Source organism: Gordonia hongkongensis, from assembly GCF_023078355.1.
Lineage (GTDB): Bacteria > Actinomycetota > Actinomycetes > Mycobacteriales > Mycobacteriaceae > Gordonia > Gordonia hongkongensis.
Genome location: NZ_CP095552.1, coordinates 1,834,596 through 1,847,700 on the forward strand (window position 1 = coordinate 1,834,596; position 13,105 = coordinate 1,847,700).

Consider the following 13,105-nt stretch of genomic DNA (forward strand, 5'->3'; position numbering starts at 1 on the left):
CGTTGTGCAGCTGAACTCCGCAGAAAGGCGCAGTGGTGCGTGACCTCGTCGAAATCGGCATGGGCCGGACAGCCCGACGGACCTACGAGCTGGGGGACATCAGCATCGTCCCGTCCCGTCGGACCCGTTCGTCCAAGGACGTCTCCACCGCATGGCAGATCGATGCCTACCGGTTCTCCTCGCCGATCCTGAGCCACCCGACGGATGCCCTGGTGTCGCCGTCGGTCGCGATCGAACTGGGCAAGCTCGGCGCGCTCGGCGTCCTGAACGGTGAGGGGCTGTGGGCCCGTCACCGCGACGTCGAGGCGAAGATCGCCGAACTCGTCGCCATCGCGGCGGAGGACCCGGATCCCTATGCGGCGGTTCGACACCTGCAGCAACTCCACTCGGCCCCGCTCGACAGCGGGTTGCTCGGCGAGGCCGTGGCCCAGGTCCGCGACGCGGGGGTCACCACGGCCGTCCGCGTCAGCCCGCAGCACGCACCCGAGCTGACCCCGGCGCTGCTGGCCGCCGGGGTGGAGATCCTGGTGGTGCACGGCACGATCATCTCGGCGGAGCACGTGGCGCAGGTCGATGCCGACGGCACGCAGCGGGAACCGCTGAACCTGAAGACCTTCATCGCCGATCTCGACGTACCGGTCATCGCGGGCGGCGTGCACGACCACCGCACCGCGCTGCACCTGATGCGGACGGGTGCCGCGGGCGTGATCGTCGGCTACGGTTCCGCCGCGGGAGCCACCACGACGGGCGAGGTGCTCGGCATCGGTGTGCCGATGGCCACCGCCATCGCCGACGCCGCCGCCGCGCGTCGCGACTACCTGGACGAGACCGGCGGCCGCTATGTCCACGTCATCGCCGACGGCGACATCCACAGCTCGGGCGACATCGTCAAGGCGATCGCCTGTGGAGCCGACGCCGCGGTCCTCGGGACCTCGCTCGCCGCAACGAGTTCCGCGCCCGGCAACGGGTGGTACTGGCCGTCGGCCGCTGCTCACCCCGACACCCCGCGCGGCGCCCTCCTGCAGGTCGCCGCGGGCGAGGACCGACCGAGTCTCGAGCGGGTCCTCTACGGCCCCTCCGACGACCCGTACGGCGAGCTGAACGTCGTCGGCGCACTGCGTCGGGCCATGGCGAAGGCCGGTTACTGCGACCTCAAGGAATTCCAGCGCGTGGGGTTGTCCGTCCGCGGCTGAGCTGAGGAGCGCCCGGAGCTTGCGGAACGGCAGCGGCCCCTCCGCTCCCTGGGGAGCGCTCGGAGCTTGCGGGACGGCAGCGGCCCCTCCGCTCCCTGGGGAGCGCTCGGAGCTTGCGGGACGGCAGCGGCCCCTCCGCTCCCTGAGGAGCGCCCGGAGCTTGCGGGACGGCAGCGGCCCCTCCGCTCCCTGAGGAGCGCCCGGAGCTTGCGGAGGGTGCGTCACGAAGGGTTAGGGTGACCTGGGTCTCTTTATGTGACAAGGCGCGTTAGTATGTTCGGCATGGGATTCGACAAGTCGACCGAACGCGCCACCGACTTCGACGTTCTGATCGTCGGCTCCGGGTTCGGCGGCAGCGTGAGTGCGCTGCGGCTCGTGGAGAAGGGGTACCGCGTCGGCGTGGTCGAGGCCGGTCGTCGGTTCGAGGACGAGGACTTCGCCAAGACCAGCTGGCGCCTCAACCGGTGGTTGTGGGCACCGAAGCTGGGCCTGTACGGCATCCAGCGGATCCACGCCCTGAAAGACGTGATGATCCTCGCCGGGGCGGGCGTCGGCGGCGGCTCGCTCAACTACGCCAACACGCTCTACAAGCCCCCGACGCCGTTCTTCACCGATCCCCAGTGGAATCACATCACCGACTGGGAGGACGAGCTCAGCCCGTACTACGACCAGGCCCGGCGGATGCTCGGCGTGGTCACCAACCCGACGGTCACCGCGTCCGACCGCGTGGTCGCCGAAGTCGCCGCCGAGATGGGTGTCGGGGACACGGTGACCCCGACGCCGGTCGGTGTGTTCTTCGGTGCGAAGACGGGTCTGTCCGGGGCGCCCGGCGAGACCGTCGCCGACCCGTACTTCGGCGGTGCGGGTCCGGACCGGACCGCCTGCACCGAGTGCGGCGCGTGCATGACCGGGTGCCGGGTGGGTGCCAAGAACACCCTGCTGAAGAACTATCTCGGCCTCGCGGAACGCCACGGCGCCACCATCATCGACCGGACCACGGTGGACTCGCTCCGGCAGCGCGCCGACGGTGTCTGGGAGGTGGGCACGCATCACTCGTCGTCGTGGGGTCCGCTCGGACGCCGTCGACGCACGATCACGGCGGGTCAGGTCATCCTGGCGGCCGGCACGTTCAACACCCAACGACTGCTGCACCACGCGAAACTCGGTACGCTGCCGCAGATCTCGGACGCGATGGGTCGGCTCACGCGCACCAACTCGGAGTCGATACTGGGTGCGATGGGGTCGCGGATCGATCCGGAGAACGACTACTCGCGCGGCGTCGCGATCACTTCGTCGTTCTATCCCGAGCCGAACACGCACATCGAACCGGTGCGATACGGCAAGGGCTCCAACGCGATCGCGTACCTGCAGACCCTGCTCACCGACGGCGGGTCCCGGCGCAATCGGTTCGGGCAGTTCCTGCGTCAGGTCGCCCGCAACCCGTTCCTGCTGGTGCGGTTGCTCGTGGTGCGACAGTGGAGCGAGCGGACCGTGATCGCCCTGGTCATGCAGAACAACAACAACTCGCTGACCACCTTCGTCCGCAAGCGCGGACCGGTGCGGTACGTCACCAGCAAGCAGGGCCACGGCGAGCCGAACCCGACGTGGATTCCGAAGGGCAACGAGGCAACTCGCCGGATCGCGGCGAAACTCGACGGCGGCGTCGCCGGCGGGACCTGGGGCGACATCGTCAACATGCCGCTGACCGCGCACTATCTCGGCGGCTGCGCGATCTCCGACGACCCGGACAACGGCGTCATCGATCCCTACCAGCGCGTGTGGAACTACCCGACGTTGCACATCGCCGACGGCGCGTCGGTGTCGGCGAACCTCGGCGTCAATCCGTCGCTGACGATCTGCGCGCAGGCGGAACGCGCGGCGGCACTGTGGCCGAACAAGGGCGAACAGGACCGGCGTCCTGCGCAGGGCGACCCGTACCGCCGCATCGAGCCGACGACGCCGGCGTCCCCGGTGGTGCCGGCCGACGCACCCGGCGCCCTGCGGCTGCCGATCACCCCGGTCGTCCCCGCCACTCCACTCACGGCACAACGCATCTCGTAGCGCCGGTGCGCCGTCACGCGCACTGTGACCACGAAATCCCGGTCGGAGGCGTCGGCGGGTAGTGTCGTCGTCCAGTGCCGAACGGGGGAGACGCATGTCGGGTACAGAGCCGCTGACCGTGGTGTTGGCGGGCGGAAGTGGCTCGCTGGGAACGCATCTGGCGACCGATCTCGCCGAGCGTGGATACCATCCGGTCATCCTGACGCGGCGGGTCGATCCGTCGTCGCCGTTCGAGCAGGTGGTCTGGGACGGCAGGACCCAGGGCGACTGGGTCGAGACGCTGGCCGCAGATCGTCCGACGGCGGTGGTCAACCTCGCGGGCAAACTCGTGGATTGCCGCCCCACGGACGCCAACATCGCCGCACTGCGGAACAGTCGGGTCGACGCGACGCGAGCACTCGTCACCGCATCGCGCGAACGCACGACGCCGATCTCGTACTGGCTGCAGTCCAGCACGACCGCGATCTGGAGCGACGCGGGTGAACTGTGGTGCACCGAATCGACGCCGATCCCGGTGGGCCTCCCGCAGATGACCGGTGTGGCGCAGCCCTGGGAGGAGGCGGTGGACGGCGCGAACACCGACCATCTGACCGTGCTGCGCACCTCGATCGTGCTCGATGCGGATTCGCCGGCCATCCGACGCCTCGTGGGCCTGACCAGGTTCGGACTCGGCGGGCGGGTCGGCGACGGCCGGCAATGGTTCAGCTGGATTCACATCGACGACTGGCTCGCGATCGCCCGCGCGGCGCTGCGGGTCGACGGCGCGGTGTCGCTGCCCGACGGTGTCGTCGTGGCGGCCAGTCCGAATCCGGTGCGCAACTCCGAACTTATGGCGATGCTGCGCGCGGAGATCGGACGGCCGCCCGCGCCGCCGACGCCCGCGTGGTTGCTGAAGCTCGGTGCGGTGGTGCTGCGCACGGACCCGGCCCTCGGACTCACGGGGCGCCGCGCGCGGTCTGATGTACTGGCCGACGCCGGTTTCGAATTCCGCTTCCCACGGCTCGAGGACGCACTCTCCGATCTGCTCTGAGAGGTCGCCTCAGTCCAGTCCGCGCGCGGTGAGGGTGTCGGCGAAACCGTCGGCGGTGCGCAGGGCGGCGAGGACAACCGGCGCGACGAGGATGCGTGGACCGGGCCGGAGCCCGCGAGCCTTGCGTGCCTCGTCGACCTCCCGCACCACCTCGACCATCAGCGGGATCGCCCGAATGGTCAGCGCCAGCGCGAGGGCGATGAGGTCCACGCGCACCCCGAGCCGTCTCAGGGGGCCGAGCGCACGGACGATCGTGTCGAGCATGTCCGTCGTGCGGGTGGTCAGCGAGACGGCCGCGGCGAGTGCGACCGACAGCGCGAGGACGCCGCAGACGATTACCGCCCGCCGCCAGTCGGTGAAGACGACCTGGAACGCGAAGATGAACAGCAGCAACCACATCAGTGGCCGCAGCTGCCGCCACGCCTCGCGCGGCCCGATCCCCGCCAGCGCGTAGACGACCGCGACCCCGGCCGTCGCGATGCCGAGGGCGGTGAGCGACCGGACCGTCAGCGACAGCACCAGGATCACCACGCCCATCGCGACGAACTTGACGCCTGCGGGCAGTCGGTGCAGCAGCGTGTTGCCGGGACGGTAGACGCCGAGGACGTTCACGACATCATCCCGCGGTAGGCGGCCAGCGCAGGCCGAGGTTCGTCGTCGACGACGACCCGCCCCTCGTCGATGACGATGACGCGGTCGAAGTCGGCCAGGATGTCGAGATCGTGGCTGACGACGACGAGTTGCTCGTCGAGGGTCGCGAACACGTCGGTGAGCATGCGGGTGTTGCGCAGGTCGAGCAGGGTGGTGGGTTCGTCGGCGACGATGATCGCGGGGTCGGTCACGAACACCGACGCCAGGGCGAGGAGCTGCTTCTGCCCGCCGGAGAGCCGCTGGGCCGGATGGTCCGCGTGGTCGGCGAGGCCGAATCGGGCGAGCACCTCGCCGGCACGCTCGGCGCGCGCGGACTTGTCGAGATCGGTTCGACGAAGCGACAGTTCGATGTCCTCGCGGACCGTCGGCATGATGATTTGACGGTCGGGGTCGGAGAAGATGAAGCCCACCCGGCGTCGGACCTCACGCTTGTTCTTCGCGACCGATAGCCCGTCGACGATGACGGTCCCGGAGTCGGGCACGACGAGCGCGTTGATCATCCGCGCCAGCGTCGACTTGCCGCTGCCGTTGGCGCCGACGATCCCGATCCGGTTCTCCGACAACGTCAGTGAGACCTCGCGCAGGACGACCCGGTCGCCGTAGGCGTGGGTGACATCGGTGAATTCGATCATCGCCGCTGGGGTGGGGCGGCTTCTCAGCCGGCCACGGTGCCGGATCGGCGCGCGCGCAACGGTTCGATGAGGCCCGGCCGGCCGCGGTGGACCTGGGCCGCGACCAGGGCCGCGATGACGCACTTGGCGATGTCGCCGGGGATGAACGAACCGTTGGTCGCGATGGCCGCCCACAGTGTCAGGTCGGTCCGCACCAGCAGGCCGAGCACCCCGCAGGCGTAGAGGACGACGATGCCGCCGAGCGCGTTGATGCCGATGCCCCACAGCACGCGATATTTCCCGGAGCCCGTCTTCCCGCCGGTCGAGACCATGAGTGCGGTCAGCACCCCGATGACGATGACCGCCGGGAGGAACCCGATGAAGTATCCGGCCGTCGGGGAGGACAGCGCGGTGAGGCCGTTGCGTCCGCCCGAGAGGATCGGGAGTCCGGCGATCGCCAGCACCATGAAGATGACCACGGCCAGCGTGCCCTTCCGCGGGCCGAGGACCGCCCCGGCGAGGATGACCCCGAGCGACTGGAACGTGATCGGCACACCGCTGGTGCCGATGTTGATGGTCCCGGGCAGGCCGAGCGCGGCGATCAGCGCGGCGAACACGGCGGCCTGGGTGAGGTCGCCGATGCTCAGCGACCAGCGGTTGGGGGATTTCGGCGATGCAGTCATGTCGATTCCGGAGTATTTCACGCGGCGGCGGCGCAGCCGCACCCACCGGGCGGGGTGACCAGGTATCGACGCCGGTCCGCCCACTAGACTCGGCCCGGTGACAGACACTTCTTCTGCGAACTCGTCCTCTCCCGAGGATTTCCTCGAGGGCCCGCGGCCGGTGCTCGTCGTCGACTTCGGCGCGCAGTACGCGCAGCTGATCGCGCGTCGGGTGCGGGAAGCGCGGATCTACTCGGAGGTGATCTCGCACGAGGCGCCGATCGCGGAGATCCAGGAGAAGGATCCGGTCGCGATCATCCTGTCGGGCGGACCGTCGTCGGTGTACGCGGAGGACGCGCCGGACCTCGATCCCGCCCTCTTCGACCTCGACGTCCCGGTCTTCGGCATCTGCTACGGCTTCCAGGCGATGGCGGACAAGCTGGGCGGCGAGGTGGCCAACACCGGCGGGCGCGAGTTCGGCCGGACGACGTTCACGACCAACGGCGAAGGCGTTCTCCACCAAGGTCTCTCGGACACCCAGCCGGTCTGGATGAGCCACAACGACGCCGTCCAGTCCCCGCCGGAGGGGTTCACCGTCACCGGGTCGACGCCCGGCGCGCCGGTCGCATCCTTCGAGAACCTGAAGCGCCGGATGGCCGGTGTGCAGTACCACCCCGAGGTGCTGCACACACCGCACGGCCAGCAGATCCTCACCCGTTTCCTGTACGAGATCGCCGGTCTCGAGGCCACCTGGACGGCGGCCAACATCGCCGACGCGCTGATCGACGCGGTCGCCGACCAGATCGGTGACGGGCGGGCCATCTGCGGGCTCTCCGGCGGCGTGGATTCCGCGGTGGCCGCCGCGCTGGTGCAGCGCGCCATCGGCGATCGTCTGACCTGTGTCTTCGTCGACCACGGTCTTCTGCGCGCCGGAGAACGCGAACAGGTACAGCACGATTTCGTCGGGGCGACCGGGGCGAAGCTGGTGACGGTCGACGCCGCCGACACCTTCTTGCGTGAGCTGTCCGGCGTCAGCGACCCCGAGACCAAGCGCAAGATCATCGGCCGCGAGTTCATCCGGTCGTTCGAGGGTGCGGTCAGCGAGGTCCTCGGCGAGGAGGCCGAGGCGGGGGAGAAGGTCGACTTCCTCGTCCAGGGCACGTTGTACCCCGACGTCGTCGAGTCCGGCGGCGGCAGCGGCACCGCGAACATCAAAAGTCATCACAACGTCGGCGGTCTGCCCGACGACCTCGAGTTCAGTCTCGTGGAACCGCTGCGTCTGCTGTTCAAGGACGAGGTGCGTGCGGTCGGCCGCGAACTGGGGCTGCCCGAGGAGATCGTCGCCCGCCAGCCGTTCCCCGGGCCCGGCCTGGCGATCCGCATCGTCGGCGAGGTGACCGGCGACCGACTGGAGACGCTGCGCAAGGCCGACCTGATCGCGCGCGAGGAACTGACCGCCGCCGGCCTCGACTCGCAGATCTGGCAGTGTCCGGTCGTGTTGCTGGCCGACGTGCGCAGTGTGGGCGTGCAGGGAGACGGCCGCACCTACGGCCACCCGATCGTGCTGCGCCCGGTGTCGAGCGAGGACGCGATGACCGCGGACTGGACGCGTGTGCCCTACGAGGTCCTCGAGATCATCTCCACCCGCATCACCAACGAGGTCGCCGAGGTCAACCGGGTGGTGCTCGACGTGACGAGCAAGCCGCCGGGCACCATCGAGTGGGAATGAGCTGACGAGAGCGGCCGGTGGCGTCTGCCACCGGCCGCTCTCGTCTGCGCGTGCCGGGTCTCAGCGCCGGGAACGCGTGCCGGACACGATCAGCACGAGTCCGACCAGCAGCCCGATCCCGACGACGACCCATCCGAGGTCGGCGGCGTCGGGAAGCGCCGGCCCGTCGGCGAGCCCCCACCCGGCCACGGCAAGGGCGGCGAGTCCGAGCAGCCCCAGACCGGGAGCGCGATGGGTGGCGCCACAACCTCGGTCGTCATCGGTGCCGGAAGCGTTCATCTCAGTGCTCATCGCAGGACCTCTACCTCTCCCAATCCGGTGCGGGCCTCGATCTGCAGGACCGGGCCATCGGTGCCGTCACGTCCGCCGTCGAGCCCGGTGGGGCAGTTGTAGTCGCCGACACCGGTCTGGCAGTCGGCACGCACGTTCATCGTCTCCGGCACGTGGACCGTGATCTTGCCGACCCCGCTCTCGAGTCGTACGGTCCGGTCGGCGGTGAGTTCGACCGCGCGCAGGTCCAGGGCCATCTCGCCGATGCCGAGTGAGTACTCGGCCTGGATGTCGTTCTCGGTCAACGGCTTCCACTCGCGGTCACCGACCCCGCCGGGCGGCAGCGGGCCGGACAGGCCGTTGACCCCGGAGATCACGGTGGTGACGATGACCGCGGCACCGAGAGAGACCGCGATGGGCGCCAGGCCCGTGCTGTGCTCGCCGGTGCGACGCTTGACGACGGCCGCGACGAGGAGTCCGGCTCCGATCACGGCGAGGGAGAGCGACAGGATGTGGGGGACGGTGAACCACTCGACACCCATCTGGTGCAGGCCCGCACCGATCGCACCCACGATGGTCGCCAGACCGACCACGATCAGGGTCAGCGGTGAGCGACGGTGCCGACGGACGGCCGGTTCGGCCGGGCGGGTCGGTTCGGGCAGATCCCAGGCGAACCGCGCCGCTCCCAACGGATCCCACGCGGGTGGACTCGCCTCGAGTGGTTCGTTCTTCGACAGTTCGACTTCCGGCACCGGGGTGGCCGGGTGTTCGGTGGCCGGATTCCCGCCGATCGCGGACGTGCCCGGTGCTTTGGTCATGGATACTCCTGGGGTCTGGGGGCCGTCCGTGGGGGTGACCGCGCCGGGGGCCGGGTGGCTCATCGCGCGCGGCACCCACCGTTCGAACTGCCCGGCCGCCGGTGGCGGGACGACGATGTCGGTGACCGCCGCGGTGTCGATGCTGGTACCGGCCGGTGGAGTCGGGGTCCGCAGGTACAGCAGGTACCAGCCGCCGAGCATCAGGATCGCGCCGACGAGCCCGCCCGAGCCCCAGGTGCGATTGGGGCCGAATGAGGTGACGATGACGATCGCGAGCACGACCAGCAGGATCACCTGCGGATTCCCCAGGCCGTGCATCGAGTTGTGCGACGCGGTGTGACCGGCCCGGGGGGAATCGACACGGAGCGCATCGGCGCGGGCGCGTCCGGCGCCCGGGAACGCGACCCAGGCCGCGAGGTAGAGGATGAGTCCGCTGCCGCCGAAGAAGGCGGCCACCACGAACGCGACCTTCACCAGAGTCGGGTCGACGCGATACCGGGCGGCGATGCCGGTGCACACGCCGGCAATCGTCCGATCGTCGGGCCGATACGGACGGGTCGCCCACAGGCCCTGGATCTGCTGCTGGAACTCCTTGGTGTCCATGACGATCATCGTGCCGCCCGTCCGGCCCCGGACACATCGGGTGATCCCCTGAATTGTCCCCCGGAGAATCCGCCAGGCCCGGGGGCGGCGGAGCGGACACACCCTGAGATCGCGGCGCATGAACCGGGGTTGACCCCGATGTCGCGAAGCCGATCGCATGGGACGATCGAGGAGTGAGTCGAATGGAGGTCGAGCCGGTCCCGAAACTGGTGCGCCGCGACGGCGGCCGCGTCGTCGCCGGTGTCGCCGGCGGATTGGCCGATCATCTCGGGGTCGAGGTCTTCCGCGTGCGGATCGTCTTCGTGGTCCTGGCCGCGCTGGCCGGCGCCGGGGTCGCCGCCTACGGGCTGCTGTGGTTCTTCTGCCCGCAGGGCGACGACACCGCGTCACCGGCACCGGGAGAGCGTCGTCAATCCCTCGGTCTGGCGATGGTCGGGCTGGTGGCCATGGGCGTGGTCGGATTCGCGGCGTCGGGGACCCCGGCGGAGTACCTCATCCCGTTCGTCTTCATCGCGTTGGGCGCCGCCCTCGTGTGGCGCGAATTCGATACATCCCCGCGCGCACCCCGCACCCCACTGCGCACTTGGACGCGGTTGATCGGCGGCGTCGCGCTCGTTGTCGGCGGCCTCGTGGTCGTGGTGGTGGCCGGGGATCGCAGCTTCGGCGGTCTCAATTCCACGATCCTCGCGGTCGGGGCGACCCTGATCGGCGTCGTCCTGTTGACCGTGCCCCTGTGGATGCGGATGCTGCGCACCATCAACGAGGAGCGCTCGGCCCGCATTCGCAACGCCGAGCGCGAGGAGATCGCCTCGCATCTGCACGACTCGGTCCTGCAGACCCTGGCCCTGATCCAGAAGAAGGCGGGCCGCCCCGAGGAGGTGGCACGCCTGGCCCGGAGTCAGGAACGCGAGCTGCGGGCCTGGCTGTTCGGCGACCCGGCCACCGAACGCGGCTCGCTCGCGGCCGCACTCCGGAGTGTCGGCGCCGAGGTCGAGGACGCCTACGGTATCGAGGTGGAGATCATCACCGTCGGCGATCTGCGTCCGGACAACACCCGGGACGCCAAACGCTGGTCGGCTCTCGTGGGGGCCACCCGCGAGGCGCTGGTCAACGCCGCCAAGCACTCCGGTGAACGCACCGTGGACGTGTACGGCGAGATCACCGACGACGAGGTCGAGGTGTATGTCCGTGACCGGGGAATCGGTTTCGACCCCGACGCCGTCGACGACGACCGCCAGGGCATCTCCCGGTCGATCCGCGCACGTGTGGAGAGGATGGGCGGCCGCGTGCGGATCACGTCGACCCCCGGGCGCGGGACGAACGTGGGTCTGATGATGCCGCGTGGTGACGGGGGATCGGGATCGATCGACGAGAGAGCGGACGACACCCGACGCTCTGCCGAGGTGACCGTCGACGCGGTCGCCCCGACCGACAACAGGAAGGCACGATGACGCCGAGTTCCCCGAGTTCCGACCCGACCGGCCCCGGTCCGGTGACCTTCTATCTCGTCGACGACCATGCGGTCTTCCGCTCCGGGGTCCGTGCCGAACTGGCCGACGAGCCGGGCCTGCGCGTCGTCGGCGAGGCGGGCACCGTACCCGAGGCAATCGACGGGATCGTGGCGGCGGCTCCCGATGTGGTCCTGCTCGACGTGCACATGCCGGCCGGCGGCGGGGTGGCGGTCCTGCGCGGGGTGCTCGATCGACTCGGATCGAACGGAACGGGTTCGAATGCAACGGGTTCGACACCGCCGGTCTTCCTGGCCCTGAGTGTGTCGGACGCGGCCGAGGATGTCATCGCGACCATCCGGGCCGGTGCCCGCGGTTACGTGACCAAGACGATCGCGGGCCCGGAACTCGCCGACGCGGTCCGCCGGGTCGCCGACGGCGACGCGGTGTTCAGCCCACGTCTCGCGGGTTTCGTCCTCGACTCGTTCACCGGAAAATCCTCGGCACCCGAACCGCCGCTCGACCCCGAACTCGACTCGCTGACCAGGCGCGAACTGGAGGTGTTGCGCCTGCTGGCGCGCGGGTACACCTATCGGGAGATCGCCGAGGAGCTGTTCATCTCGATCAAGACGGTCGAGACACATGCGTCGAACGTTTTGCGGAAGACCCAGCAGTCCAACCGCAATGCCCTCACCCGATGGGCGGCCACCCGTCACATCGGCTGACCGCAGCGGCGCCGGCTCAGCGCAACAGCGCGATCGCGAGTACGACGACGACCGCGAGCACGGCGAAGAACACGAAGATCGACACCGCCAGTGCCGTGCTCGACGTGCCCGGCGCCGGCGGACCGGGGTTCGGTTGCCGGGATTCGGACGAGTACTGCTGGGAGGCAGGCGGTCTCGGCGTCGACGAATGTGGTTGCGGCGTCGACATCAGGGTCGGGGACATGCCGCGACGTGTGTCCGGAAGGTCGCGGGAGCCGCGATCGGCGGACATCGTCGGGGCGTAGGGGGGCAGGGTGGCACCGGCCGGACGATGCGAACCGGTCGTCGACGACCGGCCGCCGCGCTGTGACCAGGTCGGCGTGCCCGCTCCGGGCCGGGTGATGAGGCCGGTCAGGACCTGGTCGCGGGTGCCTCGGGAACCGGCCGCGAACGAGGTGAGCATGTCTCGTGCCTGACTCATCGTCGGGCGTTTGGTCGGGCTCGGTTCCAGGAGGCGCAGCAGGATCGGCTCGAGCTCGGCGGCATTCTGCATGGGATTGATGCGTGCGCGTGCGACCTTGTGTAGCAGCGCGATCGAGTTGTCGTCGACACCGAAGGGCGGCTGACCCTCCACCATCGTGTAGACGGTCGCGCCCAGCGAGTAGACGTCCGAGGCCTCCTGCGGATCGGCGCCGCGCGCGACCTCGGGAGCGAAATACGCAGGCGTTCCGGTGATCACGCCGGTCTGGGTGAGAGTGACATCGTCCTTCGCCCGCGAGATCCCGAAGTCGGTGATCTTGACCAGGCCGGTCTGCCGTCCGCCCTCGGCGATGAGGATGTTGCCGGGCTTGATGTCGCGGTGCACGATCCCCGCGGCGTGGGCCTCGACCATCGCATCGGCCACCTGGGCGCCGATCTGGGCAGCCTCGGCGGGCGCGAGAGTCTTTGTGGTGTGCAAGATCTGGGCCACACTGCGGGAGGGTAGGTATTCCATGACCAGCCAGGGCTCACCCCGGTCGAGGGCGACGTCGTGCATGGCGATCGCATTGCGGTGGGAGAGCTTCGCGGCGATCCGCCCCTCCCGCATGGCCCGCTTGCGCACGTTGTCGGCGGAGTCCTCGGTGAGGCCCTCGGTGGAGACGACCTGCTTGACGGCGACGTCACGGTCGAGGAGCTGGTCGCGGGCGAGCCACACGGTTCCCATGCCGCCGCCGCCGATGCGCGACTTCAGACGGTACCGGCCGGCCACCAGGTACTGGGGACCCGGCGCATGGTGGGTTCCGGCGGTCGTCGACATACGGAGATGATAGCGGCGAGGTCGACGC

The 13,105-nt window shown here is 69.7% G+C and carries 12 protein-coding genes; 6 read left to right on the forward strand and 6 right to left on the reverse strand.

All coding sequences use genetic code 11. The features are described 5' to 3' along the window. The first annotated feature begins 35 nt into the window (after window positions 1-35). The 3 genes from MVF96_RS08335 to MVF96_RS08345 all read left to right on the forward strand — a co-directional run bounded on the left by MVF96_RS08335 (window position 36) and on the right by MVF96_RS08345 (window position 4,284). Entirely contained in the window at window positions 36-1,193 is a 1,158-nt protein-coding gene (locus MVF96_RS08335; RefSeq protein WP_058250882.1) for a GuaB3 family IMP dehydrogenase-related protein, read from the forward strand. Between the two features lie 273 nt (window positions 1,194-1,466). Further along, on the forward strand, window positions 1,467-3,254 hold the full coding sequence (locus tag MVF96_RS08340) for an FAD-dependent oxidoreductase (RefSeq protein WP_078112082.1): 1,788 nt from the start codon (window positions 1,467-1,469) through the stop codon (window positions 3,252-3,254). Window positions 3,255-3,348: 94 nt separating this feature from the next. Then, complete coding sequence (locus tag MVF96_RS08345) at window positions 3,349-4,284, forward strand: epimerase (protein WP_058250691.1); 936 nt, start codon at window positions 3,349-3,351, stop codon at window positions 4,282-4,284. Between the two features lie 9 nt (window positions 4,285-4,293). On the opposite strand, the gene MVF96_RS08350 is transcribed toward MVF96_RS08345, so the two are convergent. Genes MVF96_RS08350 through MVF96_RS08360 form a run of 3 tightly spaced genes read right to left on the reverse strand, consistent with a single transcriptional unit; the run spans window position 4,294 to window position 6,229 of the window. Continuing rightward, window positions 4,294-4,896 (reverse strand): energy-coupling factor transporter transmembrane component T family protein, encoded by a 603-nt coding sequence (locus MVF96_RS08350; protein WP_058250690.1) that lies wholly within the window; start codon window positions 4,894-4,896, stop codon window positions 4,294-4,296. After that, entirely contained in the window at window positions 4,893-5,567 is a 675-nt protein-coding gene (locus MVF96_RS08355; protein ID WP_058250689.1) for an energy-coupling factor ABC transporter ATP-binding protein, read from the reverse strand. The genes MVF96_RS08350 and MVF96_RS08355 overlap by 4 nt, the downstream gene beginning before the upstream one ends. Window positions 5,568-5,590: 23 nt before the next feature. Then, a complete protein-coding gene (locus MVF96_RS08360) occupies window positions 5,591-6,229 on the reverse strand; it encodes a biotin transporter BioY (RefSeq protein ID WP_058250881.1) in 639 nt (212 codons plus the stop codon). Between the two features lie 97 nt (window positions 6,230-6,326). On the opposite strand from MVF96_RS08360, the gene guaA reads away from it, so the two are divergent. Beyond that, complete coding sequence (gene guaA / locus MVF96_RS08365) at window positions 6,327-7,937, forward strand: glutamine-hydrolyzing GMP synthase (protein ID WP_442902776.1); 1,611 nt, start codon at window positions 6,327-6,329, stop codon at window positions 7,935-7,937. A gap of 60 nt (window positions 7,938-7,997) precedes the next feature. On the opposite strand, the gene MVF96_RS08370 is transcribed toward guaA, so the two are convergent. Beyond that, window positions 7,998-8,228, reverse strand: coding sequence for a hypothetical protein (locus MVF96_RS08370; protein WP_058250687.1), 231 nt, complete (start codon window positions 8,226-8,228; stop codon window positions 7,998-8,000). Further along, window positions 8,225-9,637, reverse strand: a complete 1,413-nt coding sequence (locus MVF96_RS08375) for a PspC domain-containing protein (RefSeq protein ID WP_068971769.1) — start codon at window positions 9,635-9,637, stop codon at window positions 8,225-8,227. The genes MVF96_RS08370 and MVF96_RS08375 overlap by 4 nt, the downstream gene beginning before the upstream one ends. A 173-nt stretch (window positions 9,638-9,810) precedes the next feature. Here MVF96_RS08375 and MVF96_RS08380 point away from each other — a divergent pair, with 173 nt between their 5' ends. Next, the gene (locus tag MVF96_RS08380; protein WP_058250685.1) at window positions 9,811-11,079 is read left to right on the forward strand and encodes an ATP-binding protein; all 1,269 of its coding nucleotides are present in this window, start codon (window positions 9,811-9,813) and stop codon (window positions 11,077-11,079) included. Further along, window positions 11,076-11,801, forward strand: coding sequence for a LuxR C-terminal-related transcriptional regulator (locus tag MVF96_RS08385; protein ID WP_058250684.1), 726 nt, complete (start codon window positions 11,076-11,078; stop codon window positions 11,799-11,801). Before MVF96_RS08380 ends, MVF96_RS08385 begins: the two co-directional genes overlap by 4 nt. Before the next feature lie 16 nt (window positions 11,802-11,817). Here the strand turns inward: MVF96_RS08385 and MVF96_RS08390 are convergent, their stop codons facing one another. Then, a complete protein-coding gene (locus MVF96_RS08390; RefSeq protein ID WP_058250683.1) occupies window positions 11,818-13,077 on the reverse strand; it encodes a serine/threonine-protein kinase in 1,260 nt (419 codons plus the stop codon). Window positions 13,078-13,105: the final 28 nt, after the last annotated feature.